This window comes from Pseudomonas sp. EpS/L25 (genome assembly GCF_001512295.1).
Lineage (GTDB): Bacteria > Pseudomonadota > Gammaproteobacteria > Pseudomonadales > Pseudomonadaceae > Chryseomonas.
This window is the reverse complement of the sequence record NZ_LNUP01000002.1, coordinates 22,369-49,109: the sequence shown is the minus strand read 5'-3', so window position 1 is coordinate 49,109 and position 26,741 is coordinate 22,369. Positions and strand designations below refer to the sequence as shown.

General features: G+C 64.2%; 24 protein-coding genes. 11 read left to right on the top strand and 13 right to left on the bottom strand.

Translation table 11 applies throughout. The annotated features are described in order from the left end of the window. Positions 1–11: 11 nt before the first annotated feature. Positions 12–503, bottom strand: a complete 492-nt coding sequence (locus AR540_RS01490; RefSeq protein WP_059226096.1) for a hypothetical protein — start codon at positions 501–503, stop codon at positions 12–14. Between the two features lie 345 nt (positions 504–848). On the opposite strand from AR540_RS01490, the gene AR540_RS24515 reads away from it, so the two are divergent. The 3 genes from AR540_RS24515 to AR540_RS24510 are packed head-to-tail and all read left to right on the top strand — an operon-like array spanning position 849 to position 3,931. Beyond that, positions 849–1,949: a DUF262 domain-containing protein gene (locus AR540_RS24515; protein ID WP_160328324.1), complete on the top strand. Its 1,101-nt coding sequence runs from the start codon at positions 849–851 to the stop codon at positions 1,947–1,949. Next, positions 1,949–2,632 (top strand): MAE_28990/MAE_18760 family HEPN-like nuclease, encoded by a 684-nt coding sequence (locus tag AR540_RS25140; protein WP_153014146.1) that lies wholly within the window; start codon positions 1,949–1,951, stop codon positions 2,630–2,632. The genes AR540_RS24515 and AR540_RS25140 overlap by 1 nt, the downstream gene beginning before the upstream one ends. 6 nt (positions 2,633–2,638) lie before the next feature. After that, complete coding sequence (locus AR540_RS24510) at positions 2,639–3,931, top strand: DNA methyltransferase (protein ID WP_082706874.1); 1,293 nt, start codon at positions 2,639–2,641, stop codon at positions 3,929–3,931. Positions 3,932–4,240: 309 nt separating this feature from the next. Here AR540_RS24510 and AR540_RS01480 read toward each other — a convergent pair whose 3' ends face one another. From AR540_RS01480 to AR540_RS01470, 3 genes are all read right to left on the bottom strand, one after another. Then, positions 4,241–4,861: a LysE family translocator gene (locus AR540_RS01480; protein WP_059226094.1), complete on the bottom strand. Its 621-nt coding sequence runs from the start codon at positions 4,859–4,861 to the stop codon at positions 4,241–4,243. 110 nt (positions 4,862–4,971) lie between these two features. Next, positions 4,972–5,460, bottom strand: coding sequence for a hypothetical protein (locus AR540_RS01475; protein ID WP_059226093.1), 489 nt, complete (start codon positions 5,458–5,460; stop codon positions 4,972–4,974). 220 nt (positions 5,461–5,680) lie between these two features. Beyond that, complete coding sequence (locus AR540_RS01470; protein ID WP_082706873.1) at positions 5,681–6,067, bottom strand: response regulator; 387 nt, start codon at positions 6,065–6,067, stop codon at positions 5,681–5,683. A gap of 240 nt (positions 6,068–6,307) precedes the next feature. Here AR540_RS01470 and AR540_RS01465 point away from each other — a divergent pair, with 240 nt between their 5' ends. The 4 genes from AR540_RS01465 to AR540_RS01450 all read left to right on the top strand — a co-directional run bounded on the left by AR540_RS01465 (position 6,308) and on the right by AR540_RS01450 (position 12,277). Continuing rightward, positions 6,308–7,912, top strand: coding sequence for a hybrid sensor histidine kinase/response regulator (locus tag AR540_RS01465; RefSeq protein ID WP_059227878.1), 1,605 nt, complete (start codon positions 6,308–6,310; stop codon positions 7,910–7,912). 250 nt (positions 7,913–8,162) lie between these two features. Next, positions 8,163–9,656: an ATPase domain-containing protein gene (locus AR540_RS01460; protein WP_059226091.1), complete on the top strand. Its 1,494-nt coding sequence runs from the start codon at positions 8,163–8,165 to the stop codon at positions 9,654–9,656. Between the two features lie 2 nt (positions 9,657–9,658). Continuing rightward, positions 9,659–11,755 (top strand): hybrid sensor histidine kinase/response regulator, encoded by a 2,097-nt coding sequence (locus AR540_RS01455; RefSeq protein ID WP_059226090.1) that lies wholly within the window; start codon positions 9,659–9,661, stop codon positions 11,753–11,755. A gap of 36 nt (positions 11,756–11,791) precedes the next feature. Then, the gene (locus tag AR540_RS01450; protein ID WP_059226089.1) at positions 11,792–12,277 is read left to right on the top strand and encodes a GNAT family N-acetyltransferase; all 486 of its coding nucleotides are present in this window, start codon (positions 11,792–11,794) and stop codon (positions 12,275–12,277) included. 183 nt (positions 12,278–12,460) lie between these two features. On the opposite strand, the gene dhbA is transcribed toward AR540_RS01450, so the two are convergent. From dhbA to AR540_RS01430, 4 genes are read right to left on the bottom strand one after another with little or no spacing between them, the layout of a single operon-like run. Beyond that, positions 12,461–13,216, bottom strand: coding sequence for a 2,3-dihydro-2,3-dihydroxybenzoate dehydrogenase (gene dhbA / locus AR540_RS01445; protein ID WP_059226088.1), 756 nt, complete (start codon positions 13,214–13,216; stop codon positions 12,461–12,463). 11 nt (positions 13,217–13,227) lie between these two features. Next, on the bottom strand, positions 13,228–14,088 hold the full coding sequence (locus AR540_RS01440; protein ID WP_059226087.1) for an isochorismatase family protein: 861 nt from the start codon (positions 14,086–14,088) through the stop codon (positions 13,228–13,230). Positions 14,089–14,096: 8 nt separating this feature from the next. Continuing rightward, positions 14,097–15,722: a (2,3-dihydroxybenzoyl)adenylate synthase gene (locus tag AR540_RS01435; RefSeq protein ID WP_059226086.1), complete on the bottom strand. Its 1,626-nt coding sequence runs from the start codon at positions 15,720–15,722 to the stop codon at positions 14,097–14,099. Next, the gene (locus AR540_RS01430) at positions 15,719–16,906 is read right to left on the bottom strand and encodes an isochorismate synthase (RefSeq protein WP_236711990.1); all 1,188 of its coding nucleotides are present in this window, start codon (positions 16,904–16,906) and stop codon (positions 15,719–15,721) included. The genes AR540_RS01435 and AR540_RS01430 overlap by 4 nt, the downstream gene beginning before the upstream one ends. Positions 16,907–17,190: 284 nt before the next feature. Here AR540_RS01430 and fepB point away from each other — a divergent pair, with 284 nt between their 5' ends. After that, positions 17,191–18,159, top strand: a complete 969-nt coding sequence (gene fepB / locus AR540_RS01425) for a Fe2+-enterobactin ABC transporter substrate-binding protein (RefSeq protein WP_059226084.1) — start codon at positions 17,191–17,193, stop codon at positions 18,157–18,159. A gap of 409 nt (positions 18,160–18,568) precedes the next feature. Here fepB and entS read toward each other — a convergent pair whose 3' ends face one another. Then, a complete protein-coding gene (gene entS, locus AR540_RS01420; protein ID WP_059226083.1) occupies positions 18,569–19,798 on the bottom strand; it encodes an enterobactin transporter EntS in 1,230 nt (409 codons plus the stop codon). 132 nt (positions 19,799–19,930) lie between these two features. Here entS and fepD point away from each other — a divergent pair, with 132 nt between their 5' ends. The 3 genes from fepD to AR540_RS01405 are packed head-to-tail and all read left to right on the top strand — an operon-like array spanning position 19,931 to position 22,709. After that, a complete protein-coding gene (gene fepD, locus AR540_RS01415; RefSeq protein ID WP_442963754.1) occupies positions 19,931–20,920 on the top strand; it encodes a Fe(3+)-siderophore ABC transporter permease in 990 nt (329 codons plus the stop codon). Beyond that, complete coding sequence (gene fepG / locus AR540_RS01410) at positions 20,917–21,915, top strand: iron-enterobactin ABC transporter permease (protein ID WP_059226082.1); 999 nt, start codon at positions 20,917–20,919, stop codon at positions 21,913–21,915. The genes fepD and fepG overlap by 4 nt, the downstream gene beginning before the upstream one ends. Then, a complete protein-coding gene (locus AR540_RS01405; RefSeq protein ID WP_059226081.1) occupies positions 21,912–22,709 on the top strand; it encodes an ATP-binding cassette domain-containing protein in 798 nt (265 codons plus the stop codon). Before fepG ends, AR540_RS01405 begins: the two co-directional genes overlap by 4 nt. Here the strand turns inward: AR540_RS01405 and AR540_RS01400 are convergent. Genes AR540_RS01400 through AR540_RS01385 form a run of 4 tightly spaced genes read right to left on the bottom strand, consistent with a single transcriptional unit; the run spans position 22,706 to position 26,741 of the window. Beyond that, entirely contained in the window at positions 22,706–23,836 is a 1,131-nt protein-coding gene (locus AR540_RS01400; RefSeq protein ID WP_059226080.1) for a M20 family metallopeptidase, read from the bottom strand. The genes AR540_RS01405 and AR540_RS01400 overlap by 4 nt on opposite strands. Before the next feature lie 27 nt (positions 23,837–23,863). Beyond that, positions 23,864–24,619, bottom strand: a complete 756-nt coding sequence (locus tag AR540_RS01395) for a glutamine amidotransferase (protein WP_059226079.1) — start codon at positions 24,617–24,619, stop codon at positions 23,864–23,866. A gap of 20 nt (positions 24,620–24,639) precedes the next feature. Then, a complete protein-coding gene (locus AR540_RS01390; RefSeq protein ID WP_059226078.1) occupies positions 24,640–25,725 on the bottom strand; it encodes a phosphotriesterase family protein in 1,086 nt (361 codons plus the stop codon). Then, on the bottom strand, positions 25,722–26,741 hold the full coding sequence (locus AR540_RS01385; RefSeq protein WP_059226077.1) for an ABC transporter permease: 1,020 nt from the start codon (positions 26,739–26,741) through the stop codon (positions 25,722–25,724). Before AR540_RS01385 ends, AR540_RS01390 begins: the two co-directional genes overlap by 4 nt.

Genomic DNA, 26,741 nt, shown 5'->3' with positions numbered 1-26,741 from the left:
GAGTGAACGAGTCAGCTGACCGCTTGCAGGGGCTCGTGCACAGGCATAGCCGATTGCAGGCTGGCCAGGTTGATCGTCTCGGCATCGAACGCGCCTGGGTGACGATTCACGATTGCCTCAAAGGTGCCTCTCGCAATGCCGTCCGCTTCGAAGTCGGTGCGGCATTGAAGAACGCCGGAGTGGCAGACGCTGCGCTGCACAGCGGCGATCAACCCACCCGAGCGCAGGCTCTTGATGATGTTGTGCGGCAACTGCCGAGAGCGCCGCAGGGCCGCAACGGCTGTGACCAGGACCTCGAGGATTTCTTCCTCTACCGCAGAGAAGGGACCATTGCCCAGCCTGGCCTTTTTCAGCAGGTATCGCCGGGCCAGGGTGTGGGCATGACGGTCCAACTCAGCCTGGACCTTTCCATTGATAAGGCCGCGAGCGGCCAGGCCGCTTTCCAGAGCGATGAGGTATTCCCAGTCGAGCGTCTGAGAGATCTGGGCGACGACACGATCCATAGCTGCTATCCCTGCAAGTGGTTCCGAGATGGCGATCTGATAGCACTTGCGATGATTCGTTCCCAACCGTCCGTCTCCGGCCGCCGGGGGCCTCTTACCCCGGCGCGCGCCGTTGTCCCCCCGCCACACCTGCGGGCTAAATGTGTCGCTTTTTCTGCACCCCTGCAGCGCACTCTGAGCCGCATGTGTATTGGCAGGGAGTGACGTTCACATGCACCAAATTTACCTGCAAAACCCTGCAGCACTCCCCATACTTGCCTGGTCGGCCTGGCTGCTAGAAAGCCTGAGCCTCTTCGCTAGATCACGCTGCGTAGCCGCCGCAGCGGCCATTACGAAAGGATTATGATGAGCACCATCACTAAACAAGTCGAAAATCAACGCCACGAGGTAATTGTTGACAGCTATACGTCTACGTGGAGCGAACTGATTAATCAATACAAAAACGAAGACATAAAAATTGACCCCGATTACCAGCGAGCATTCAGATGGACAATTGAACAGCAGACAAGATATATAGAATCCTTGCTTCTAAACATTCCTACACCACCGATTTTCTTTTCTGAAAGAGACGATGGAAGTTTCGAAGTAATAGATGGGCTACAACGCTTTAGTACCATCATAAAATTTTTTGCAGCCGAGATTTTCGGCTACAGAGAAGCTACGAGCGCCAAAGAAAGTATTAATGATATAGAAGTGCCTAGCATTATGTCAGACGCGCCAATCCTGACTGGACTCAAGGACATCAGCCGCGAAACCCTTCCAGAAACTCTATTGCGGACTCTTAGATATTCGAGAGTTCAGATAATTTTGCTCAAGAAGGAGTCAAGCGGCCTCGCAAAATTTAACGTATTCACCAGACTTAATAGAGCAGGTGCAAGCCTCTCAGATCAGGAAATCCGAAACTGCTCGGCAAGGCTCTTTTCCGCAGGATTTGCAAATTTACTTAATGATCTAGCCAAAGAACACCACATCGCTCAAAGCTTAAATCTTTCTGCTAAAGAAGCCGCCTCAATGGGTATTCAAGAATGTTTATTGCGGCTCATAGCCTTTGGACATTTCAAACCCGAAAGCACTCGCATAGACGAATTTCTCGACAAAATAATGTACGAAGCGTCATCAGGAAAGCTCGGAAGCCAAGTCAAGATCGCAAACAAAATTGTAGAAACTTTCGAGGTAATACATGACGCATTTCCAGGTGGCGAAGCTTTTCGTTTCTATAAAAAGAATAAGTTTTCAGGTCAATTCAGCACCAACCTTTTCGATATCATCGCAGTGGGAATTTACTTAAATTTACCGGCAAACAAAAAAAGAGAAAGCGCTACAATCAAGGGAATGATAATTGACCTTCACTCCCAGGAAGAAGCTATTGGCCTGACTGGTGCTGGCTCGAACTCTAGGGCCAAGATGATTGGCCGCATAAACTTTGGCAAACAGTGGTTTGCATAATGACCCGACACCTTCGTTTGATGAGCGCCAAAACAGAAGCTAAAGAGGCGCTCACAAGACATTTAGCGATAATTGCGGATTTGAGGCTTCACGTAATCACCAATAATCCTGAAAAAAATGATTTTTTGTATTTAATGTCTGTACCAATGATTTATGCTGCGTGGGAAGGATACTTTCGCATAGCAATGTCGATCTGTTTAAGACGTGCCTGCGTCAGAGGACAGAAGCACAAAAAATACAAGGAAAAGTATGTTACCCTATGGCTGCAGAAGCAGGGCTTTGTAAACTCATTTTTTGACAAATTATTTAACACAGTTTCATTAGGGAAAATTCCCAAGAAAATTAACTCAGGTAGATTTAACGCTTTGTCGGATCTAACATGTGAGTTCAAAAAATGGCTGGAAACCCCGATAGATCACCTTCAAAATTTTGACGAACTTGTAATGACTTATGCAAATGTAAACAAAGAGGTCGTGATTTTTAATTCAGAAATCATTGGTCTCGATATTGATCGAGTAAATCTTGGCAGACTGGACGACTTATTAGCTAGGCGGAACGATATCGCGCACGGCGGCCTGATCGACTACCCAAAAGAAAACATCATAAACGACCTACTGACTTATACAGAAAACCTACTTAACCAGTTTCACAGTTCAATTGAAGCCTGGCTCGAAAAAAACTAATTCCAGTTGAAAACCTTGAAAGATAAAAACATCAGATCCCCCAAAAGGGCACCTAATAAAGCCGGCAAGTCGGAACTATTTCCGTATTACGCCGGGTTTTCTATTGAATTCGCAACAGACGTCCTAAAAGGGTGCTCTAGCGGATCACTAGTCCTCGATCTCTGGAACGGCTCAGGCACCACTACACATGCAGCGGCCGCTCTAGGCCTATCATCAATAGGTATCGACCTGAACCCTGTCATGGTCGTCGTAGGAAAGGCCAGAAGCATAAGTGCGTCGGATACGGATATGGCGCTGCGAAAACTTGAAAGCCTTCTCGAGAAATATCAAAACGAAAAATGTATCGAGACAGAGCCACTATCGGATTGGCTAGACCAAGATTTAGCCGGACCAACAAGAGAGATAGTTTCATGGGCTCTAAGCTCAAACACAGCGTCATACATCAATGATTTGACTGCAATAGGCAGCAGGCTAAAAGGCTTATCAAGCGCGAATGCATTCATACTACTTACACTGTTCATATCTATAAAAAAACTAACTCTTTCAGAAAAGACCTCTAATCCCACCTGGATCAAAACCAAAAAACCAGCGCCTGAATCGGCAAGCAAAGAAAAGCGCTATTGGAAAGAACTGATACTACAAGAGGGACAAAGACTAAAGCTGATCTGCCTAGCTAACCACAGCAGTGCGGCAGCTTATAGTCGAGTCGATATTGAATGGGCATCAGCTGAAAAACTTTCTATCGAAAGCAGCTCTATTGATGCGATCCTGACGTCCCCCCCTTACTGCACTAGAATTGACTATGCCAGAGCGACCCTTATTGAACTTTCTGTTCTTGGATTAAATACTGAAAACTCAGACTTAACGGTTAGAAGACAGCTCATGGGCACTACAACAATAAACAACTCGATCATTTATCAGCAACAAGCGTTGCCCAACTCGATCAATGACCTTCTCGAGTCTATAAAAAACCACCCATCTCATGGCTCCAAGTCCTATTATTATAAAAATTTTAGGCAATATTTTTTAGCTCTTCAAAACTCAGTTCGTGAAATGAGCAGAGTGCTAAAGAAAGGTGGAAACGCCACCGTGGTTCTCCAAGGATCTCACTACAAAGAAATAGCAATAGATCTCCCCAAGCTCTTTACAGAGATTGCTTGCTCAGAAAATCTCCACCTGAAAGATCAGATTAGCTTCGAAAACAAAAGAACATTTGCGTCAATAAACACTAAATCAAGAAAATACAAAGACCTTATAATGCCAAACGAACAAGTTCTGTTCTTTGGCAAAAATAGCTAGATGTGACCACATCGTCGTACTAGCGTAGCTGCAGGCGTTTTCATCCCGCGCTTTCTACGTGCTTGCCCCGCTAAAGGCTTTAGAAACCGAAAAGCTGTAGCTTCAGGCTTGGTCAACCGCAGCTCGTAGAATGCCAAGCTTCGTGTATGCCTGCGTGTATGCCAGACGGCATCATTGATGAAGGAAGCCAGCTATGATGCGGATTTGCAGAAGCAGTGTCGACGTAGTCGCTGGGTCCCAACGCCCGCCTGGTACAGGCCTTGTCGTTTCTGAAAGATTCTTCTAGCGCTCCCAACGAGGCCCCCTCCCCTACCTCCTACTCACCGCCAACCGCGCCGCAAACAGCAGAAAGACCACCCCGGTCGTCCGATCTAGCCACCGGATCACCGCCGCCTTGCGTAGAACTTCGCCCAGCGAGCGGGTAGCACCGATCAGGATCAGCGACCAGAGCAGCCCCAGCACCACATGGATGGCGACCAGACCGAAGGTCCAGGCGATCAGGGGTTGGCCTGGGGGAATGAACTGCGGCAGGAAGGAGACGTAGAAGATGCCGACCTTGGGGTTGAGCACGTTGCCCAGCATGCCCTTCACGAACCAGTTGGCGGTCGCGCGGCCCTCGCCTGTCGTGGGCGCGATGGCGGTGCGAGGGCGCAGCAGCAGGTTCAGGCCGAGCCAGCCGAGGTAGGCCGCGCCGCAGTACTTGAGCAGGGTATAGGCCAGCTCCGAGGCCGCCAGCAGCGCGCCCAGGCCGAAGGCCACGGCCGCGCCCCAGAGCAGGCAGCCGACATTGATGCCCAGGGCCGCGCGCCAGGCTTGGCGGCGCCCTTCGACAGCGGCGGTGCGCAGGACCAGGGCGGTATCCAGGCCCGGCGTGAGGGTGAGCAGCGCGGCGGCCAGGGTGAAGGCGAGAAGACTGTCGGCGATGGACATGGCGGCGTTCGTTTCGGCGGGGCACGCCGAAACGGTAGCACGGGATGCCAGCAGGGTTGGACTTGGTGTCTGGCTCGGCAGGCCGCCCGCGAGCGGCCTGACGGTGTCCCTCAGCCCGCTGCGCGCAAGGCCGGCTCGTGCTCGGCCACGTAGCGGGCGGCGGCGCGGCGGGCTTCCAGTTCGAAGGCCTGGGGATGGCGGTCGACGATGCGCTCCAGGGTGCCGCGCGGGATGCCGTCGGCTTCGAAGTCGGTACGGCACAGCAAGGCGCCGGCATGGCAGACGTTACGCTCGACGGCCTCGACCAGGCCACCGGCGCGCAGGCTCTTGACGATGTTATGGGGCAGCCGGCGCGCGCGACGCAGGGCGGCGGTAGCCGTGGCCAGAACATCGAGGATCTCGTCCTCCAGCGGGCTGAAGGGGCCGTTGCCGAGCTTGCCCTTTTGCTGGAGGTAGCGGCGGGAGAGCAGATGGCCCTGGCGTTCGAGGGCGGCGCTGGCGGCCATGTCGAGCCGACCGCGGCTTTCCAGGCTGCGTTCCAGCGCGATGAGAAATTCCCAATCGGTGATCTGGGTAATCTGGGTAATGACTGCGTCCATGAAGCGCTCCTTGCCAGTCGGGAATAGATGGCACATTGATGGTATCCAGGAGCTTTGGTTCCCTGGCTGGTGCGCCAGCCGACGGACGTCATATCAATTAGCCATTGCCGACTCCGCCATGTCGCAAAGAGGCAACAGCAAGACACCTAGACCAGCCCGGCTGCCGGTCATCCGACAGCGCGAAGACGCGAGCGGGCCCAGCGACGTTCGCCGGATTGGATCAGCGACGGGGCAGCAGACTTTCGACCAGCTGGCTGAGGTCGGCCACGCTCCAGGGCTTGGGCAGGAAGGCAGCCCGCCGCGGCAATATGGCAAGGTCCTGATCGATGTAGCCGGAGATGATGATGAAGGGCACGGTGGGCCAACTGGCGGCCGCCAGTTGGGCGAAGGCGAGACCATCGAGGGTGCCGGGCACATTGACGTCGGCGATGACCAGCTTGGTATCGCTGCCCTGGTGGTCCATGTGCGCCAGGGCGTCGTCACTGGAAGCGACGGCGACCACGTTCAGCCCCTGTTCGGTGAGGATTTCGGTCAGCAACTCGCGCTGCCCCGGATCGTCTTCCAGAACAAGAATTTGTCTTTGTATATCAAGGCTTCTCGGCTTCATGGCAGCTCAGACATCGGATGAACGAGAGATTCTCCGCGGACCGCTTCAACGGTCGCCTGAAGCGTGTGAGCGGTACGCTGGCCAATGGCCGCCAAAGCCGCATCCCGCCTGGCTTTCAGCTCGGAAAGAAGCCAGCCAGACGCGCTCGAAGAGGGGAGCGATGAAGTTTTTTTGCCGCTCGGCTGTCTCAGGGGCAAGACGCCAATTTCGCTGCGCAAGGATTTCTCAGACGTGAGCCAGATGCCCCAGTCCCGCAAGGCGCGGGTCGACAATTCAGCGACGAGCGATGTTTCGCACGAGGGCAAGAACATCTTCTTCGCCGCGGTGGAAACCACCCGGATGCCGATGCTGGTCACCGACCCCAAGCAGCCCGACAACCCGATCATCTTCGCCAACAACGCCTTTACCGAGATGACCGGCTACCAGGTGGACGAGTTGCTCGGGCAGAACTGTCGCTTCCTGCAGGGGCCGGAGACCGACCGCTCGGTGGTCAGCCAGATCCGCGAGGCGGTGGAACAGGAGCGCGAGATCTCGGTGGAGATCATCAATTACCGCAAGGACGGTTCGAGCTTCTGGAACGCCCTGTTCGTGTCGCCGGTGTACAACGATGCCGGCGAGCTGACCTACTTCTTCGCCTCCCAGCTGGACGTCAGCCGGCGCCGCGACGCCGAGGATGCCCTGCGCCAGGCGCAGAAGATGGAGGCCCTGGGGCAACTCACCGGCGGCATCGCCCACGACTTCAACAACCTGCTGCAGGTGATGGTGGGCTACATCGACATCATCCAGCGCACCGCGGAAAAGCCCAGCGTCGACCAGGAGCGGGTGCTGCGCAGCGCGGCCCATGCGCGGTCGGCCGCCGAGCGCGCGAGCACCCTTACCCAGCAACTGCTGGCCTTCTCGCGCAAGCAGAAGCTGGAAGGCCGGGTGCTCAACCTGAACAACCTGATCCGCACCTCCCACGAACTGGCCGAGCGGACCCTGGGCGACGTGGAGATCCGCACCCAACTGGAAGGCGACCTGTGGAATTGCCGCATCGACCCGACCCAGGCGGAGCTGGCGCTGCTCAACATCCTGATCAACGCGCGGGATGCCCTGGCGAATCGCCCAAAGCCCAGCGTGGCCATCGAGACCCGTAACGTCGAGGTCCGCGAGCTGGCCACCATGTCCTACGATGGCCTGCTCCCCGGACGCTACGTGAGTCTGGCGATCACCGACAATGGCCACGGCATGCCGGCCAGCATCCGGGACCGGGTGATGGACCCCTTCTTCACCACCAAGGAGGAAGGCAAGGGGTCGGGCCTGGGGCTGTCGATGGTCTATGGCTTCGCCAAGCAGTCCGGCGGTACGGTACGCATCTACTCGGAAGAGGACGTCGGTACCACCATCCGCCTCTACTTCCCGGCGGACGACAGCCACATCACCCACCCGCATGCCGAGCAGCGGACGGAACGCCGCAGCGGTACCGAGCGCATCCTGGTGGTGGAAGACCGCCCGGACGTGGCCGAGCTGGCCAAGCTGGTGCTGGAGGACTACGGCTACACCGCGCAGATCGCCTTCAACGCCAGCGAGGCGCTGCGCGTCCTGCGCGAGACCGCCCGCCCCTTCGACTTGGTGTTCACCGACCTGATCATGCCCGGTGGCATGAACGGCGTGATGCTGGCCCGGGAGGTGAAGCGCCTGCATCCGGACACCAAGGTGCTGCTCACCACCGGCTATGCGGAGAATTCCTTGGAGCGCACCGACATCGGCGGCTCGGAATTCGACGTCATCTCCAAGCCTTACATGCCCAACGATCTGGCCCGCAAGGTACGCCGGGTGCTGGACGGCCCCAACGGTATCGCCTGAACATTGCGCCGCGTGACCTAGGTACCGACGGCGCGTCGACGTCGATGGCCGGAGTAGCCCCGGCTCGACGACGCGACTAGACTGACGATTAATCCGGGCGCAGATCGCGCCCTCGCCCGCTCCTCGCCACCGTCTTCCGGCGCGGCTCAATCGATTTCCCCTGCCGTCGCGCTGCGGGTCCCTTCGGGGAGGCTCTGCGCCGCGTCCTTCCCGTCTCTTTCGCTCCCGACGCCGCGAGGTCCGGTCATCCATGAGTTCTCTCAGCCCGTCAGTCATCACGACAGGCAATCCCGGCTTGGACAAAGTCCTGCGCGGCGGCTTGCCGAAGGATCGGCTCTATCTGCTCGAAGGCACCCCAGGATCGGGCAAGACCACCCTGGGCCTGCAGTTTCTCTTCGAAGGGGTTCGCCAGGGCGAATCGGTGCTGTACATCACGCTGTCGGAAACCGGCGAGGAGCTGCGCAGCGTAGCCGAGTCCCACGGCTGGAGCCTGGACGGCGTGGACCTGTTCGAGCTGTCCGCCGCCGATGCGGTGCTGGGCGGTGCGCAGGAGCAGACCATCCTGCATCCCTGGGAGTCCGAGCTGGGCGACACCATCGGCCTGATCCAGGCGCGCGTGGAGGAACTCAAACCGAACCGGCTGGTGTTCGACAGCCTGTCGGAGATGCGCCTGCTGGCGCAGGACCCGCTGCGCTATCGCCGCCAGGTGCTGGCGCTCAAGCAATTCTTCGCGGGACGCGGTCTGACCGTGCTGCTGGTGGACGACCTGACCACCAGTGGCAACGAACGGGACAATCACCTGCACAGCCTCTGCCACGGGGTGCTGACCCTGGAACGCCTGACGCTGGACTTCGGCGCCGCGCGCCGCCGCCTGCAGATCCAGAAGCTGCGCGGGGTGGACTTCATCGCCGGCTATCACGATTTCACCATTCGCCGTGGTGGGCTGGAAATCTATCCGCGGATGATTGCCTCGGGGCGCTATCAGGATTTCGCCGGCGAGCCCGTGCCCAGCGATATCGCTGACATGGATGCCCTGCTGCACGGCGGTCCCTTGCGCGGTACCAGTACGCTGATCACCGGCCCGGCCGGTACCGGCAAGACGACCCTCGCCCTGCAGTATGTGATGGCCGCCTGCTCCCGCGGCGAAAAGTGCACCGTCTATGAGTTCGACGAACGCATCGGCACCCTGCTCAAGCGGGCGCAAAGCATGGGCATGCCGCTGCCGCGCTATATCGAGGAAGGTCTGCTGGTGGTCCACCAGATCGATCCCGCGGAGCTGTCTCCCGGCGAATTCGCCTGGCGCGTGCGGCGGGACGTCGAGGAGCACGGGTGCCGGATGCTGGTGCTGGACAGCCTCAACGGTTACCTCGCCGCCATGCCCCAGGAACAGCAGTTGATCCTGCAGATGCACGAGTTGCTCTCGTACCTGAGCCAATCCGGAGTCGTGACCTTTCTCATCAATCCCCAGCACGGACTGGTCGGCACGATGACCTCCAGTCTCGACATCTCCTATATCGCCGATACGGTGGTATTGATTCGCTTCTTCGAGGCCCAGGGGCGCCTGCGCAAGGCGATTTCCATCCTCAAGCACCGCGGTGGTGGCCATGAGGACGCGATTCGGGAATTGCGCATCGACGCCCAAGGCATTCGGGTCGGTCAGCCCCTGGTGGATTTCCGCGGCGTACTGACGGGTACGCCGGAGTACTTCGGCGCCAAGCAACCCCTGATGGAAAAGCGCGATTGACGATGACCGTGGCGCCTTCCTGCGAACTCATCATCTGCGCGCCGCTGCGGGGTGACGCAGCCAGCCTGCAGCGGCTCTTCACCCAGGGCTATCACACCCGTTACCTGGCCACCCTCGACGAGGTGGCGATGGCCCTCGGCGACGAGACCGGGATCATCGTCTTCACCGAAGAGGCCTTGCGCCAGGACCTGAGGTCGCTGGCGCACGCGCTGGAGCGGCAGCCGACCTGGTCGGACATCCCGCTGGTATTGCTGGCGTCCGATTCCAAGCGCTCGGGACGCGGCAACGACCTGCTGCGCCGCCAGTTGCCCGCCGCCGCGACCAACCTGGTCATCCTGGAACGCCCCCTGAGCGGCGCCTCGCTGCTGAGCAGCGTCGCCGCAGCCTGGCGTTCGCGCCTGCGCCAGTTCGAGATGCGCGACCGCCTCGCCGAACTTGCCCAGGAACGCGAGCGCATGCAGACGCTGCTGGAGAACCTGCCGGTCGGGGTGTGCTTCATGGATACCGAGGGACGCACCCTGGTCAGCAATCCCTTCTACGAGCAGCATGTGTCGGGCCACCGCATTCCGTCCCGGCAACCTGAGGAGGCCTCGCGCTGGGTGGCCCTCGATGCGGCCGGGCAACTGCTGTCGCCCGATCAGTTCCCCGGAGCGAAAGCCTTGCGGGGAGAACGGGTGAAGGGACAGGACTTCTATCACACCAGCGCGTCGGGCGAGGAATCCTGGCTGCGGGTGAGCGCGGTGCCCTTGCACGACGAGACCCAGCGGATCATCGGCGCAACCACGGTGATCGCCGACATCAGCGACGAGAAGCGCGCGGAACTGGCCTTGCGCCGCTTCAACGAAGAGCTGGAATCCCAGGTGGCGGAGCGAACCCGCACCCTGGCGCTCACCCTGAGCGAATTGCAACGGGAGAGCGCCGAGCGCAGTCGCGCCGAAGAGCACTTGCGTCAGTCCTTGAAGATGGAGGCGGTCGGGCAACTCACCGGCGGCATCGCCCACGACTTCAACAACATGCTGACCGGCGTGTTGGGCGCGCTGGATCTGATGAAAATCAAAGGCAAGGGCCAGCTGGAAGGCCTGGAGCGCTACATGGAGGCCGCGCAGCATTCGGCGCACCGGGCGGCCGCGCTCACCCAGCGGCTGCTGGCCTTTTCCCGGCGACAATCGCTGGAATCCCGCCCCATGTCCGCCAACGACCTGATCCTGGCGCTGCAGGAACTGCTGGAACGTACGGTGAGCGAGCAGATCTCGGTGACGCTGGCCCTCGCCGATGACCTGCCCTGGGTGCTGGCCGACGCCAACCAACTGGAGAACGCCCTCCTCAACCTGGTGATCAACGCCCGCGATGCCATGCCGGACGGCGGTGTCATCACCCTTGCGACCTATCTGGTCAGCATCACCGAGCAGGGTAGCGAAGACGAGGCGCTGGCACCGGGGGACTACGTGTGCATCGAGGTCCGGGATACCGGCACCGGCATCCCGGAGCGGCTGCTGGGCAAGGTGCTCGAACCCTTCTTCACTACCAAGCCGCAGGGTCAGGGCACCGGGCTGGGCCTGTCGATGGTGTATGGCTTCGCCCGGCAGAGCAACGGGCGTCTGACCCTCGCCAGCGATGAGACCGGCACCCAGGTCTGCATCTATCTGCCGACGGCGGTGCAGCGCGGCGAGCCGCAGCAACCCGTGCCGGTGGTCTTCACCCAGGGCGACGGCGAGACCATCCTCCTGGTGGAGGACGACGACGCCGTGCGCCTGGTCAATCAGGAGGCACTGGAAGCCTTGGGCTATCGGGTCTGGAGCGCGGCCGAAGGCAAGGCCGCGCTGCGCCTGCTGGAGCAGATACCCGAGCTGAATCTGCTGGTGACCGATGTCGGCCTGCCCGGCCTGAATGGTCGCCAGCTGGCGGAGGTGATCCAGCAGCGTCGCCCACGGCTACCGGTGCTGTTTCTGACCGGCTATGCCGAGGGCGCCCTCAGCCGGACCGCCTTCCTGGGTGGTAACATGGAGCTGATGACCAAACCCTTCACCCTGGACCAGTTGGCCGCGCAGGTCGCTGCCATGCTGTCCCAGGCAGCCCAGCGGGTGACGACGACCTCCTGAGGTCGCCCTCCCGCCAGCGATCCAGCCAAGGACTCTATGATTTCCCAGATCCGCCCCGCCCGCCGCGCAGACGCCGCCCGCATCCATGCCCTGATCGTCGAACTGGCCGACTACGAGAAGGCCGTCCATGAAGTGCTGGCCAGCCCGGCGCAGATCGAGGCCACCCTGTTCGCCGCCGATACGCCCACCCGGGCCCTGGTGGCCGAGCACGAGGGTGTGGTGGTGGGCTACGCCGTGTATTTCTACAGCTATTCCACCTGGCTGGGCCGCAACGGCATCTACCTGGAAGATCTCTATGTCAGCCCCAGCGCCCGCGGCACCGGCCTGGGCAAGGGCCTGCTACGCGAACTGGCCCGCGAGGCGGTGGCCAACGACTGCGGCCGCCTGGAATGGAGCGTGCTGGACTGGAACACCCCGGCCATCGAGTTCTACGAAAGCCTCGGCGCCGCGGCGCAGAGCGAATGGGTGCGTTATCGCCTGGATGGCGCGGCCTTGAGAGATTTCGCGGAAAGCGGGCGTTAGGCTCGTCGCCTGCAGTGAAGCGCTGTGGATGGGCCCTGGCGGCGAGCTTCATCGCGGCCAGCGGCCGCTCCTACAGCAGCCGGATATCCCGTAGGAGCGGCCGCCTCGGTGGATCGCCATGGCCGCGATTCGGTTAGTGGGAGGCTGGGCTTCGCTGGCGCTCAACCCAGCTACGAAGAACCTTCACGCCGCCAGGGTCGCGCCGCCGTCCACCACGATGTCCTGCATGGTGATATGGCTCGCCAGGTCCGACGCCAGGAACAGCACGGTGTTGGCGATCTCATCGGGCTGGGCGATCTTGCGTAGCGGGATGCCCAGCTTGAAGTCCTCCGGCAGGCCGTCCACCAGGCGCTGATAGCCCTCGGGCGAACCGAGCATGCCGGCCAGCATCGGCGTCGCCGTGGAACCCGGCGAGACCACGTTGCAGCGCACGCCCGATCCGGCCAGTTCCAGGGCCACGCAATGGCTGAGGGACACCAGCGCCGCCTTGGAGGTGCAGTAGCCGGCCATCTGCAGCCGTGGCACATGGGCGGCATTGGAAGCGATATTGACGATGGCGCCCTGGCCCTGGGCCTTGAACAGCGGCACCAGTTGGCGGAACAGGTAGAAGGGTCCGGAGACGTTGACGTCCAGCAGCGCCTGCCAGTCGTCCAGGCTCAGGCTGTCGCTGGTGCCCAGGCGCAGCACGCCGGCGCCATTGACCAGCACGTCCAGGCGGCGCTCCTCGGCCAGCAGGGACTGGCAGACCTCCTCTACCTGGGCCGCATCGGCGACGTCCAGCAGTTGGGTACGAAAGGAATAGTCGCTCTCGGCGAATTGCCGGTCGAGGCCGACCACCTCGGCGCCCGCCGCCTGGAAGCGGCGCGCCACCTGCAAGCCGATGCCCTGCCCCGCGCCGGTCACCCAGACGCGCTTGCCGGTGAAATCCAGTTGCGTCATCAGAGAGTCCCTCAGGCGCGCGCGCGCAGCAGATCCAGCCAGCCCTGCAGGGTCGGCTGGGCGGCGAGATCGGCGAAGGTGACCGGCAGGCCGCGCTTCTGCCACTCGCCCACCAGGGTCATCACCTGCACCGAATCCAGGCCGAAGTCGGTGAGATTGTCGTCCAGCGCCGGTGCTTCGTCGTCGGCGTCCAGCAGCGGCTGGACCTGGGCACGCAGCCAGGCTTCGTCCAGGGTTACCGCGCCGCCGGTGACCTGGGCGGTGCTCAGGGTGCTGCCGCAGCGGGTGGCCACATAGCGCAGCGCCATGCGGTGCTCTTCCTCGCTGAAGTCGGCCACGGCGTCGCCGATCAGGAAGGCCTGGATGTCCCTCATGAAGGCGTCGGTGCAGGTGGTCAGGCAACCGATGTGGGCGTAGACGCCGCAGACGATCAGTTGGTCGCGCCGCCACTCGGTCATCAGGTCCTGCAGATTGGAACGGTGGAAGGCGCTGTAGCGCCACTTGGTCAGCACCACGTCGCCGTCCTTGGGCGCCAGCTCGTCCACCACCTGCTGCAGCGCGGGATCGGCCTGGGTCAGGCCCGGACCCCACATGTCGTTCAGCAGCGCGCGGTCGGCCGGCGGCTGATCGGTGGGCTGGGCGGTATAGACCACCGGTACCCCTTGGGCAGCGGCCCAGGCCCGCAGGGCGGCGATGTTGGCCACCACCTGGTCGATCAGCGGGCTGCTGTCGCCATAGAACTCGACGAAATAGCGCTGCATGTCATGGATCAGCAGCACGGCGCGGTCGGCCACGGGTGTCCAGGCGACCTTGTTGGCGGGAAAGCCGTCGGGCTGGGGCAAGGGATAGGAGGCAAGACGGGGAATAGCCATGGGAAACCTTAGGAACGCTCGGTGGAAGGGGTCTGCAGCTGTTCGCGCAGGCGCCGCTTGTCGATCTTGCCGACAGCGGTGAGCGGCAGCTGGTCAAGGAACTGGAAACGGTCGGGCAACTTGTACTCGGCCACGCCCTGCTCGCGCAGGTAGCGCCGCAGCGCCACCGGCTTGAGTGCCGGATCGCTCACCACCAGGCAGGCGCAGCTCTTCTCGCCCATCAACTCGTCGGCGATGGCCACCAGGGCCGCGTGGGTGATGCCGGGATGACGCAGCAGCAGGCCCTCGACCTCGGCCGCGGCGATCTTCTCGCCGCCGCGGTTGATCTGGTCCTTCACCCGCCCGACCACCTTGAGGTAGCCGGCGGCATCGCGCTGGACCACGTCGCCGGAGAAGTAGAAACCCTCGGCATCGAACACCTGGGCGTTGTGCTCGGGGCTGCGGTAGTAGCCGCGGAAGGTATAGGGACCGCGGGTGGACAGCAGGCCAGGCTCACCCTCGGGTACCGGGTTGCCGTCCTCGTCGGTGATGCGCACCTCATCGTCCGGGCTCATGGGGCGGCCCTGGGTGGTGAAGATGCGCTCGGGCTCGTCGTCCAGGCGGGTGTAGTTGACCAGGCCCTCGGCCATGCCGAACACCTGCTGCAGCTGGCAGCCCAGCTCCACGGGCACGCGGCGGGCCTGGGCCTCGGCAAAACTGGCGCCGCCTACCTGCACCATCCTTAGGCTAGCCAGTTTCGCCCGTTGAGCGGGCTCAGCAGCAGCCTGCAGCCAGAGCGCCACCGCCGGTGGTACCAGGGCCACCCAATCCACTTGATGGCGTTCGATCAGCGCGAAGCAGCGCAGCGGTTCGGGATCGCGGGCCATGACCACGCAGCCGCCGGCGATGAAGACGCCCAGGGCGCCGGGCGAGCTGAGGGTGTAGTTGTGGCCCGCCGGCAGGGCGCAGAGAAAGCGCGTCGCCGGGGTCAGGCGGCAGATCTCGACGCTACGTCTGAGGCTGTAGTAGTAGTCGTTGTGGGTGCGCGGGATCAGCTTGGGCGTGCCGGTGCTGCCACCGGAGAGCTGGAAGAAGGCCACCTCGCCACCGGCGGTGGGCGTCAGCTGGTAGCCATCCAGCGGGGTATCCAGGCGCTGCTGCAGGCTGCGCGAGTCCTCGGCGCCATCCAGCAGCACCTCGCCGAGGCCCGGCGCCACCTCGCGCAACTCGGCGAGGAAGTTGTCGTCGCGGAACAGGTTGTGCTCGCTGGAGGCGATCAGCAGCCGGGGCTGGAGCTGCCGCGCATAGGCGAGCAGCTCCAGCCTCTGGTGACTGAACAAGGCGTTGACCGGGGCGATGCCGGCCTTGAGCAGGGCGAAGAACACCACATAGAACTCGGCCACGTTGGGCAGCTGCACCAGGGCCGTGTCGTGGCGGCGCAGACCGGCGGCCTGTAGGTGGGCAGCCAGGCGACTGGAGCGCTGGTCCAGCTCGGCATAGCTCAGCTGCCGCTCGCCGCAGAGGATCGCCGGGGCGTCCGGCAGGGCCGCGCGGCTGCGGGCCAGGATCTCGGTCATCGGCAGGTCGAGCCAGTGGCCGAGGGCGCGATAGCGGGCCGCCAGGTCTTCCGGCCAGGGGGTGAATTCCAGACTCACGTAGGGTTCTCCTCGTCGAGCAAACCACAGGCGGCACGCATGGTGCCCAGTTTGGCGGTGACCTCGGCCCACTCCGCCGCCGGATCGGAGGCTGCGACGATGCCGGCACCGGCGAACAGGCGCAGCCAGTCGTCCTGCACCGTGCCGCAGCGGATGGTGACCACCCACTCGCCATTGCCCTGGGCATCGCACCAGCCGACCATACCGGTGAACAGACCGCGGTCGAAGGCCTCGATGCGCTCGATCAACTGGCGCGCCGCCGCCGTGGGGAAGCCACACACGGCCGGCGTCGGATGCAGGCGGCAGGCGAGCTGCAACGCCGAGGTGCGGCTGTCGGCCAGCTCGCCGTCGATGGCGGTGGACAGGTGCCACATGGCGTTGGTGCTGAGTAGCGACGGCGCCTCGGGTACGTCCAGCCGGCTGCACAGCGGCGCCAGCTGCTGGCGAATGTCCTCGATCACCAGGCGATGTTCGTAGTGATCCTTGCTGGAATCCAGCAGCTCGCGGGCGACGCGCTGGTCTTCCAGCGGATCGGCGCGGCGCTTGGCGGAACCGGCCAAGGGGTTGGTATGCACCCGGGCGCCCTGCTTGCGCACCAGCAACTCGGGGCTGACCCCGACCAGCTCGCCACCCTCGGCAGTGGGGATGCGGAACTGGTAGCCGGTGGGATTCTGCCGCGCCAGGTTGGCGAGAATGGCGTCCACGTCGGCGGGTTCGGCCAGGCGGATCTCCTGGACGCGTGACAGCACCGCCTTGCTCAGCTCACCGCGGCGGAAGGCGTCGATGGCCTCCTCCACCGCCAGGCAAAAACCATCTTGGCTTGGCAGGTTGCGCACTTCGCGCACCTGGGCCGGTGCCACCGGCGCCGCGGCGACCGGCGTCGGCCGCGCCGTCCAGGCATGCTCCCGGGGGACATAGAGACAGGAAGGCTGGGTGGTATCGAAGGGAATGGCACCCATGATCACCGGCTCGGCGACGCCGGCCTGGCGGGCGCGGGCGAAGGCGTCTTCCACGGCATGCAGGAACAGGCTGTCTCTATGGGCTCCGCCACTGGCCGGCGTCTCGACCCGGGCACAGATGCCCCGACCATGCAGCACGCGGTCACCCGACTGGAACAGGAAGGCGGACTGTTCCTGCTGCTCGGTGGCGATCTGCCCGACCACGTCAGCCCTTTTACTCGACATCGCTGCGGACCTCTACACAAATGATAATGCTTATCAATAAAAATAAATTAACTTTTGTATCCCCGGAAGTCAATTTGTTAGCTGCCAAACGGTTTCCATCGCGACCCTACACTCCTTAGCGCTCTCGGCACTGTCACCTCTGGGCAGGGCCTTGGAAAGCACTGCCGGACCGCTCTGGTACCTGGCTTCACGTCCGCTCGCCCGTGGCCGCCATCGGCGGTCCTTGCTGTCGCGGGGCGCATCTTTGAAAATGAGAGTGATTATCTTACAACTGGAAGGCGTCCATGTTCAGCTTGTTGTCATCGTTTCGCATTCTCACCGCCCTGACACTGGCCATCCTGGCGCTGGGTGGCACCGCCCAGGCGGCGGACTGGCCCCGGCAGATCAGCGTCGATGGCAGCCAGGTAACCCTGCCGGCCAAGCCGCAACGCATCGTCTCCACCAGCGTCACCCTCACTGGCTCCCTGCTCGCCATCGGCGCACCGGTGGTGGCCAGCGGGGCTACCTCGCCCAACAACAGATTCGCCGACGACCAGGGCTTCCTGCGCCAGTGGGGCCAGGTCGCCAAGCAGCGGGACGTGAAGCGACTGTACATCGGCGAGGCGAATGCCGAAGCCGTGGCGGCCGAGGCACCGGACCTGATCCTGGTCAGCGCCGCCGGTAACGACTCGGCGCTGCGCCTGGTCGATCAGCTCAAGGCCATCGCCCCGGTGCTGGTGGTGGGCTACGACAATCGCAGCTGGCAACAGGTGGTGGAACTGCTCGGCCAGGCCACCGGTCGCGAGGATGCCGCCACCAAGGTGGTCGCCGATTTCGACCAGCGGGTAGCCAGTCTCAAGGCACGCCTGCAACTGCCGCCGCAGCCAGTCTCGGCCTTCGTCTACAACCCGGCGACGCGCCAGGCCAATCTCTGGACCGCCGCCTCCTCCCAGGGTCAGTTGCTGGAAAGCCTGGGCTTCACGCTGGCGGAACTACCGGCAGGCCTGAAGACCGGTCACAGCCAGGGTCAGCGGCACGACATCCTCCAGCTGGCCGGCGAGAACGTCGCCACCGGCCTCAATGGCCAGACCTTCCTGCTGTTCGCCGCGGACGCCAAGGAGGCCGAGGCGGTGCGCAGCAATCCGCTGCTGGCACACCTGCCGGCGGTCAAGGACGACCGGGTGGAAGCCCTGGGCGCCGAGACCTTCCGCCTCGACCCCTACAGCGCCAACCTGCTGCTGGATCGCCTGGAAAAGCTGTACGCCAAGCCCTGAGCAAGGCAGTCGTGGCCATGGCGGTCCGCCGATGCAACTGGTCCTGAGGGGCTCCGGTATTTTGTTGATCGCGGCCATGGGCCGCTCCTACAGCAAGAGGTACGCCGGTTTGACGTGATCTTTGCCGTGGTTAATGAAACTGAACGCCTGCTCGGATAGCCCCCTCTCCCCCTCGGGAGAGGGTTGGGGTGAGGGCCTCCTCGCCACCAAGTCTCCAGTGGAAAAGGCTACGCCGTTTTCCACGCTACGTGAGGTATCCCCACAGCGATAAGACAGTTGCTCCTACAGGAGCCGGACCTCCCGTAGGAGCGGCCCATGGCCGCGATCGGTCTTGTCCACCACTCATCACCATGGCCCAGTGGAAAACGCTGCGCGGTTTTCCACGCTACGCAAGGCGCACCGGAGCGGATCAGGCACCCAGGCTTTCCGCCCGGCGCAGACCGCTGGCCAGCGCCCAGCAGAGAGCGGCCACCAGGGTGGCGACCAGACCGAAGACGCAGGCCGCCTGGGCCGGCAGCAGCAGACTGGCCAGGCCGCCGAACAGCGCCGCGCCAATGGCCTCGCCGCCGATGTTCTGCGCGGTCCACAGGGCATTGATGCGCCCCAGCAGGCGATCCGGGGTGAGCTTCTGGATCAGCGCGTACTGCACCAGGGAATTGAGTGCGCCCAGGTAGCCGAACAGCACCAGGCAACATGCCGCCAGCCAGAAGCTCGGCAGCAGGGCGAAGACCGCTACGGCGAGGAAGGTGGCCACCGCCGTCATCAACAGGGTCCGTCCGGGGCGGACCGACTGGTTCAGGCGACCACTGGTGAGGGCGCCGAGAGCCGCGCCCAGCGGCGCGGCGGCGTAGAGCCAGCCGAGGTGGCCGGTATCGAGCCCCCAGCCCTCCCCCAGCGCCGGATAGAGCACCCGAACCGCATTGGCCATGGTCACCAGGGCGCCGACCAGGGCCACGGCGCCCAGCAGGCGGTTCTCGAAGAGGAAGACGATGCCGCCGCCCAGGGCCTGCCAGGGCGTTTCGCGCGGTTGCTCCGGCGGCGGCAACGGTGGCAGGCGCAGCAGCACCAGCAGGGTGATCAGGGTGCCGCAAGCGGTCAGGCCATAGTTCCAGACCACGCTGCTCTGGGCGATCAGCAGGGTGCCCAGTGGTGGCGCGACGATGGCCGCCACTCGCACGCTGAGCATGTTGAGGGCGCCAGCCTGCACCATGGATTCGCGGCCGACCAGGATCGGCGTCACCGCCAGCAAGGCGGTCACTCCTAGGGCGCCGAAGAAGCCGTCCCACAGAGCCAAGAGGTAGATGGCGATCAGCGAGGGCGCGGGCAGGCTGGCGTTGACCGCCAGGCCGATGAAGCCCAGCCCGCAGATGGAGCGTGCCGCCAGGATCAGGCGCCGGCGCTCCAGGCGGTCGGCCAGCACCCCGCCGGTGAGCAGGCCGACGAACATGCCGATCCCGGCCATGCTCAGCGCCAGGCCCACCTTGAGCGGCGAGTCGGTCAGGGTCTGCACCTGGATGGGGATCGCCACGGCCAGCAGGCCAAGGGAGAGGACGGACACCAGGCGGGCGATGAACAGGGTACGAAAGGCGGCGTGGGACCTGAGCAGGCCGAAGTCGAGCAGGAAGGACGTCTTGGACATGAATCACCGGAAAAACACAGGGGACGCTATCGAGCCGCCGAGGCAAGGCTGTTAGCATGTAATACAGACTAGCATGTGTTAATAAGCCTTGTTCTCATCTACCCCTTCCCTCGCCTGCCGTCACGGATGACCATGCGCCGCTCTCTCGTCCTCGGCTGGGCCGTTCTGCTACTGCTCCTGGTGCTGGCTGCCAGCCTGGCACTCGGCTCGACCGCCATCCCGCTGGGCGAGGTCTGGCAGGCGCTGGGCCAGGGCTGCAGCGATCCTGCCTGTCTCATCGTGCGCGAGGCGCGACTACCACGGACCCTCGCCGGCCTGCTCGCTGGCGCGGCCCTCGGTGTGGCCGGCACCCTGATGCAGGCGCTGACGCGCAATCCCCTGGCCGACCCCGGCATCCTCGGCGTCAATGCCGGTGCCAGCTTCGCCGTGGTGCTGGGCATCGCCCTGTTCGGCGCCAGCGGTCCCGAGCAGTACCTGGGCTTCGCCTTCGGTGGCGCCCTGCTGGCCAGCCTGGTGGTACTGCTGGCTGGCATCGCCGGGGGTGGCGGCTTCAATCCGATGCGCCTGGTGCTGGTCGGGGTGGCCCTGGGCGCCATGCTCGAAGGGGTCAGCTCCGGCATCGCCCTGCTCGACCCCCAGGTCTACGATCAACTGAGATTCTGGCAATTCGGCTCGCTGGACGTGCGCCAGCTCGAGCTGCTGCGCAGCGCCAGCCTGCCGGTGCTGGGCGGGGTGATCGTCGCCCTGCTGCTGGCCCCGGCGCTCAACGCGCTGAGCCTGGGCACCGACTTGGCCGTCGCCCTCGGCACCCGGGTCCGCCAGACCCAGCTGCTCGGCCTGCTGGCCATCACCCTGCTCTGTGGCGCCGCCGCGGCGGCGGTCGGTCCCATCGCCTTCGTCGGCCTGATGGTGCCGCACCTGGGTCGCTGGGCCATCGGCGAGGATCATCGCTGGCTGCTGCCCTTCGTCCTGCTGTTCACCCCCAGCCTGCTGCTCACCGCCGACATCGTCGGGCGCCTGTTGGTGACCAACGAGCTGCGCGTCTCGGTGGTGACCGCCTTCCTCGGCGCGCCCCTGCTGATCTGGCTGGCCCGCCGCCAACGCCAGGGAGACCGGGCATGAGCCGATCCGGTCGCCTGCGTCTGCCAGGGGTACTGCTCGCCCTGCTCGGCGGCGCCCTGCTGCTGGCCCTGTTCGCCCTGGGCAGCGGCAGCCTGGCCCTGAGCCCCTCCCAGGTGCTGGCCGCCCTGCTCGGCGAGGCGCCGCGCGGCATAGAACTGGTGGTCACCCAGTGGCGGCTGCCGCGGGTAGCCCTGGCCCTGCTGATCGGCGCTGCCCTGGGCCTGAGCGGCGCACTGTTCCAGTCGCTGCTGCGCAACCCCCTCGGCAGCCCGGACATCATGGGCTTCAACACCGGCGCCTACAGCGGGGTGCTGGTCGCCCTGGTGCTGTTCCAGGCCAGCATCCTCTGGAGCACCACCGCCGCCCTCATCGGCGGCCTGCTCAGCGCGGCCCTGGTCTACGCCCTCACCTGGCGCGGCAGCGGCGTGGATACCCTGAGGCTCATCATCGTCGGCATCGGCGTGCGCGCCCTGCTGATGGCACTCAACACCTGGCTGATCGTCCACGCCTCCCTGGAAGCCGCCTTCAGCGCCGGCGTGTGGAGCGCCGGCTCGCTCAACGGCCTGACCTGGGCCAAGGCCTGGCCGGCGGTGGTCTTCATCCTGCTGGCGGGTGCGGCCAGCCTGGCGCTGAGTCGCCGGCTGTTCCTGCTGGAGATGGGCGACGACACCGCCTGTGCCCTGGGCGTGCCGGTGGAGCGCACCCGGTTGACGCTGCTGGGCCTGGGCGTGGTGCTCACCGCCGCCGGCACCGCGGTAGCCGGGCCGATCTCCTTCATCGCCCTGGCCGCGCCGCAGATCGCCCGCCGCCTGACCGGTACCCAGCGCCTGGCGCTGCCCGCCGCCGCCCTGACCGGCGCGGTGCTGCTGCTGGGCGCGGACCTGCTCGCCCAGCGCCTGTTCCTGCCCTATGTCCTGCCGGTGGGCCTGGTCACGGTGAGCCTGGGTGGGCTCTACCTGATCGGCCTGCTCATCTGGGAGTCCCGCCGCTCATGAACGACGCCCCCGCTTCGCGCCTGCACGCCGAGCGCCTGACCCTGGGCTACGGCCGCAAGCTGATCGCCGAAGACCTGTCGCTGACCATCCCCGATGGCGAGCTGACGGTCATCATCGGCCCCAACGGCTGCGGCAAGTCGACCCTCCTGCGTACCCTGAGCCGGCTGCTGGCGCCCAGCCAGGGCCAGGTCTGGCTGGACGGCCAGGCGATCCAGAGCTATCGCACCAAGGAGGTGGCCCGTCGGCTGGGCCTGCTGCCGCAGAGCTCCCAGGCCCCGAGCGACATCTCGGTACGCGACCTGGTGGCCCGCGGGCGCTATCCGCACCAGACGCTGTTCGGTGGCGTACGCGCCGACGACGAGCGCGCGGTGAACCACGCCATGCAGGCCACCGGCGTTCTCGAGCTGGCCGACCGGGCGGTGGATACCCTCTCCGGCGGTCAGCGCCAACGCGTATGGATCGCCATGGCGCTGGCCCAGGAAACCCCGCTGCTGCTGCTCGACGAGCCCACCACCTGGCTCGACATCACCCACCAGATCGACCTGCTGGAATTGCTGGAAGACCTCAATCGCCAGCAGGGTCACACCCTGGTGATGGTGCTGCACGACCTCAACCACGCCTGTCGCTACGCCACCCACCTGGTGGCCATGCGCGACGGCAAGGTACTGGCCACCGGCCGCCCGCGCGACGTGGTCACCCCCGCGCTGATCAAGGCGGTCTACGACCTGGACTGCCTGATCATCGACGACCCGGTGGCCGGGACCCCCATGGTGGTGCCCCTGGCGCGGCGCTAGCCGCCAACGAGCATCCAGTCCCGGAGCAACTGCCCGTAGAGCTCGGTGCCCTCCTCCAGCCGTTGTACCTCGCAGTATTCATCCACCTTGTGCGCCATGCTCGGCTCGCCCGGCCCCAGGATCAGGGTGGGCGGATCGTTCAGCGCGGGCAGCAGCACGGCGGCATCGGTGAAGTAAGGCACCACACTGGCGGGCAGCGCCTCGCCATGCAGGGTGGCGCAGCGCTCGAAGACCTGCTGCACCCAGGCGTCGCCCATATCGGCGCAGACACCGGGCAGATCCACCAGGACCTCCAGCTCCAGGTCGCTGCCCAGGTGCTCGGCCAGTCGCCGCTGGATGTCGGCATGGTCCAGGTTCGGTGCGGTCCGCAGATCGAGCGTGAAGGCGGCACGATCCGGTACCGAGTTGATGTTCAGTCCACCGTTGACGGTCCCCACATTGAGCGTGGGTTGCCGCATGAGTGGATGCGGCGGGCCGACGGCGAAGGTGCGCGCCTGGCCAATGGCCTCGGCCAGGCGGTAGATGGCGTTTTCCCCTTCCTCGGGCATGGCGCCGTGGGCCGTTCGGCCACGGGCCGTGCAGCGGAGCCAGAAGGCGCCCTTGTGCCCCAGCACCGGCCGGTTGGCGGTTGGCTCGCCCACCAGCAGCGCGCCCAGGTCGCCGAGCAGGTGCGGTGCGTCCCGGCACAGCGCCCGGGCGCCGTCACACCCGGTTTCCTCACCGCCGGTGAGCAGCAGCCGGACGCCAGGCCCCTGGGCGATGACGTCGCGATTACGCTGGCAGGCGACGATGAAGGCCGCGATTCCCGCCTTCATGTCGCTGGCGCCACGCCCATACAGGCGCCCTTCGGCCACCTCGCCGGCGAAGGGGCCGTGACGCCAGGTGCCATTGCCCAGGGGTACCACGTCCAGGTGTCCGGTAAAACCCAGCGGCTTGCCCGCTCCGCGCCCCGGCAGCCAGGCCACCAGGTTGCAGCGTCGCTCGCCGAAACGTTGCAACTCGCAGTGGAAGCCCGCCTCGCGGAGCGTCGTGGCGAGAAAGCGTGCACAGGCCTCCTCATCGCCGGGCGGGTTGAGCGTGGGAAACCCCAGAAGCGCTCGGGTCAGGGACAAAGGATCGGTGAGCATGGTGATCTCCAATCGAGCCGCAGGTGATCAGGCGCGCCGCGAGAGCCAATCCAGGCAGTTCAGCCAGAAGCGCCGATAGGCATCGCCGGCCAGGAAGTCGTCGGGCATCCAGTGCATCGACATGTCGCTGGTCCAGACCAGGGTACGCCCCTGGCCGACTTCACGGGTCGCCAGCAGCGGATGGCCACTGCCCTCGACACTTGCCACGAGCTGGGCGTCCGGATGCAATTCCACCTCGTTGTAACCCAGCAGATAGGACCAATCCTGGGGCAGGCCACGCAGCAACGCATGTTCGCCGTGCACCTGCGGCGTGAAGCCTTCAGGCACCTCGATACGGTCGTCATACGGCAGGCAACGCACCGGCAGCACCTCTTCCACAGCCGTGCCGCGATAACGCGCACCTCCGTTGATGCCCTGGAAGCTGTAGTAGCCACCGACCATCATGAGGGCGCCGCCTTGCAGCACGTACTCGCGCAGCGCCGTCAGGCGATTCGGCGTACGGCGGCTGCGCAACCAGGTGTCCGGATGCAGCAACAGGCTGTTGGCACCGATATCCGACAGGATGATCACCTGGTAGTCGCGCAGGGCTTCCAGCGTCGCGGGAAACTCGGTCTGCGCCTGGTCGGCGCACATCTGGGTGACGGCATAGTCACTGTCGGCCAGTGCAGCCAGCAGGCGCTGGGCGCCATTGTGGGCGGTGACGGAGGCGAACTGGTCGAAGCCTTTGATATGGGTCGCGGTGCTGACCCAGGATTCGCCAGCGAGCAGAACGGACTGATTCATAGGTTCTCCGGTAGCGGACGTTAGGCCGATCGAACGCGTTGGAAGACGCGGCGCGGGTTGTCGATCAGCAGGGTTTCCAGTTGCGTCCCCGTGACGCCGTGCCGGCGCAGACGCGGGACGAAATGCTTCAGCAGGTAGCCATAGCCGTGGCCGCCATAGCGGGTGAGCATGGTCTTGAGAAAGACGTCCTGGGACAGCAGCAGGCGTTCGCCGTAGCCGGCCTCGAGCAGACCGACGATGGCGCGGGCGTTGTCTTCGTCGGACGGCGACTGGGCGGCCTCGTCGGCGAAGTAGTAGCCCATGCCGATCATGTCGTATTCGAGGAAGGCGCCCCGCTCCGCGAGTCCGTGCTGGTAGTCGAGGTCGCGATGACTGGGATTCATGTGACAGAGCACCACATGGTGCAAATCGGCGCCCTCGGCGGCGGCGATGTCCAGCACCCGGTGGCCGAGGCGTTCCCAGCCGGGCAGATGGACCGCCAGCGGTACGCCAGTGAGGCCGCTGGCCCGGGCGGCGGCGCGCAGGGACTTTTCCTCGCTGGCGGTAAAGGCGGCCGACACCCCGATCTCGCCGATCAGGCCGGCGATGACCTCCGGCTTTTCCGCCGCCCCGCCCACGTCGTGGACGATCTGGGCGGTGAGCTCCTCCACCGAGCGCTCCCTGACATAGGCCGGGTGCGAGGGCTCCAGGTAGAAACCGGCGCCCATGATGATGTTGAGCCCCGTGAGCCGTGCGATGCGCTGCAGCGCCTGGGGATCGCGACCGATGCCGAGGTTGGTGGGATCGACCACCGTCTCGCCACCTAGGGCGCGATACTTCAGCAGCTCGGCGCAGGCCAGGTCCACGTCGAACAGCTGGCAGTTGTCTCGGCTGACCAGCGGATTCAGATGCAGCTCGCCGAGCAATTCGATGCTCACCGGCTGCTCGGCCAGGTGTCGCTCGCCGCAGCAACGGGGTGGCACCCACTTGCCGGAGGCATCGAGAAGGATGTGCTCGTGCATCAGGGTCACGCCCAACCGGTCCACCGGCAGCGGGCCAAGCACCGTCATGGCATGGCCGCTGTCGACCCCGACCGGAAGCGGCTCGGGATGGCGAAACAGACTCATCCGCCTACCCTCCCCAGCGGACGGCCGGTCTTGAGGATGCGGGTGTTGAGCCAGATGGCCAGCAGCACGATGGCCCCCGTGGCGATCTGGGTATAGAAGGGCGACACATGGGCGAGGATCAGGCCATTCTTGATCACCGCCATGGTCAGCACGCCGAGCAGGGTGCCGAGGATGGTGCCGAAGCCGCCGAACAGACTGGTGCTGCCCAGCACCACCGCTGCTATGACCTCCAGTTCGAAGCCTTCCCCCTGGTTGGAGGAGCCACTGCCCAGGCGTGCCGTCACGATCATCCCGGCCAACGCCGCCGCCATGCCGCTCAGGACATAGACCCGCAGCAACACGCCACGGGTATTCACCCCGGCTCGGCGGACGCTTTCGGCATTGGCGCCAATCCCCGTGAGATAGCGACCGAAGCGCATCTTGCCCAGCAGCAGCATGCCGCCCAGCACCGTGAAGAGCGCGAGCCATACCGCCAGCGGCAGTCCCAGCACCCAGCCGCGACCGAGCGCGAGAAAGGCGGTGAGTTCACGGGGGACCGGAATGGAGTAGCCCTGGGTGATGAGCAGCGCCAGGCCGCGAATGATGGTCAGGGTCGCCAGGGTCACGATGAAGGCCGGGATTCCCGCGTAGGCAATGAAGTACCCGTTCAGCGCGCCGATCAGCGCGCCCACCAGCAGGCCGCCGGCCAGCACCACCGGCCAGGGCAGTTGCCAGGCGTTGAGACCGAGGGCGGCCAGGGCGCCCACCAGGGCCAGGGTGGAACCGACCGACAGGTCGATGCCACCGGTGGTCACCACCAGGGTCATGGCCACGGCCACGATCAGCAGCGGTGCGTTCTGCCGAATGACGTTGAGCAGGTTGCCGCTGCTGAGGAAGTTGTCGGTCACCAGCGCGAAGAGCAGGCAGCAGAGGGCGAAGAACAGCGCGATGCTGGCCACGCCGGGATAGTCGTGCAACAGGCGGCGCAGCGGTGACTGCACCACCACGCGCTGTCGGGTCAGGTCGAGGGTATTCAT

What these genes read in the sequence shown, in the direction of transcription:
- AR540_RS01400 (WP_059226080.1), bottom strand. Translation starts at nt 23,836, where the DNA reads ATGCTCACCGATCCTTTGTCCCTGACCCGAGCGCTTCTGGGGTTTCCC.
- fepB (WP_059226084.1), top strand. Translation starts at nt 17,191, where the DNA reads ATGTTCAGCTTGTTGTCATCGTTTCGCATTCTCACCGCCCTGACACTG.
- AR540_RS24515 (WP_160328324.1), top strand. Translation starts at nt 849, where the DNA reads ATGAGCACCATCACTAAACAAGTCGAAAATCAACGCCACGAGGTAATT.
- AR540_RS01480 (WP_059226094.1), bottom strand. Translation starts at nt 4,861, where the DNA reads ATGTCCATCGCCGACAGTCTTCTCGCCTTCACCCTGGCCGCCGCGCTG.
- AR540_RS01395 (WP_059226079.1), bottom strand. Translation starts at nt 24,619, where the DNA reads ATGAATCAGTCCGTTCTGCTCGCTGGCGAATCCTGGGTCAGCACCGCG.
- fepD (WP_442963754.1), top strand. Translation starts at nt 19,931, where the DNA reads ATGCGCCGCTCTCTCGTCCTCGGCTGGGCCGTTCTGCTACTGCTCCTG.
- AR540_RS25140 (WP_153014146.1), top strand. Translation starts at nt 1,949, where the DNA reads ATGACCCGACACCTTCGTTTGATGAGCGCCAAAACAGAAGCTAAAGAG.
- AR540_RS01450 (WP_059226089.1), top strand. Translation starts at nt 11,792, where the DNA reads ATGATTTCCCAGATCCGCCCCGCCCGCCGCGCAGACGCCGCCCGCATC.
- AR540_RS01455 (WP_059226090.1), top strand. Translation starts at nt 9,659, where the DNA reads ATGACCGTGGCGCCTTCCTGCGAACTCATCATCTGCGCGCCGCTGCGG.
- AR540_RS01465 (WP_059227878.1), top strand. Translation starts at nt 6,308, where the DNA reads ATGCCCCAGTCCCGCAAGGCGCGGGTCGACAATTCAGCGACGAGCGAT.
- AR540_RS01430 (WP_236711990.1), bottom strand. Translation starts at nt 16,906, where the DNA reads ATGTCGAGTAAAAGGGCTGACGTGGTCGGGCAGATCGCCACCGAGCAG.
- AR540_RS01475 (WP_059226093.1), bottom strand. Translation starts at nt 5,460, where the DNA reads ATGGACGCAGTCATTACCCAGATTACCCAGATCACCGATTGGGAATTT.
- dhbA (WP_059226088.1), bottom strand. Translation starts at nt 13,216, where the DNA reads ATGACGCAACTGGATTTCACCGGCAAGCGCGTCTGGGTGACCGGCGCG.
- AR540_RS01470 (WP_082706873.1), bottom strand. Translation starts at nt 6,067, where the DNA reads ATGAAGCCGAGAAGCCTTGATATACAAAGACAAATTCTTGTTCTGGAA.
- AR540_RS01440 (WP_059226087.1), bottom strand. Translation starts at nt 14,088, where the DNA reads ATGGCTATTCCCCGTCTTGCCTCCTATCCCTTGCCCCAGCCCGACGGC.
- AR540_RS01490 (WP_059226096.1), bottom strand. Translation starts at nt 503, where the DNA reads ATGGATCGTGTCGTCGCCCAGATCTCTCAGACGCTCGACTGGGAATAC.
- AR540_RS01390 (WP_059226078.1), bottom strand. Translation starts at nt 25,725, where the DNA reads ATGAGTCTGTTTCGCCATCCCGAGCCGCTTCCGGTCGGGGTCGACAGC.
- AR540_RS01405 (WP_059226081.1), top strand. Translation starts at nt 21,912, where the DNA reads ATGAACGACGCCCCCGCTTCGCGCCTGCACGCCGAGCGCCTGACCCTG.
- fepG (WP_059226082.1), top strand. Translation starts at nt 20,917, where the DNA reads ATGAGCCGATCCGGTCGCCTGCGTCTGCCAGGGGTACTGCTCGCCCTG.
- AR540_RS01385 (WP_059226077.1), bottom strand. Translation starts at nt 26,741, where the DNA reads ATGAATACCCTCGACCTGACCCGACAGCGCGTGGTGGTGCAGTCACCG.
- AR540_RS01460 (WP_059226091.1), top strand. Translation starts at nt 8,163, where the DNA reads ATGAGTTCTCTCAGCCCGTCAGTCATCACGACAGGCAATCCCGGCTTG.
- entS (WP_059226083.1), bottom strand. Translation starts at nt 19,798, where the DNA reads ATGTCCAAGACGTCCTTCCTGCTCGACTTCGGCCTGCTCAGGTCCCAC.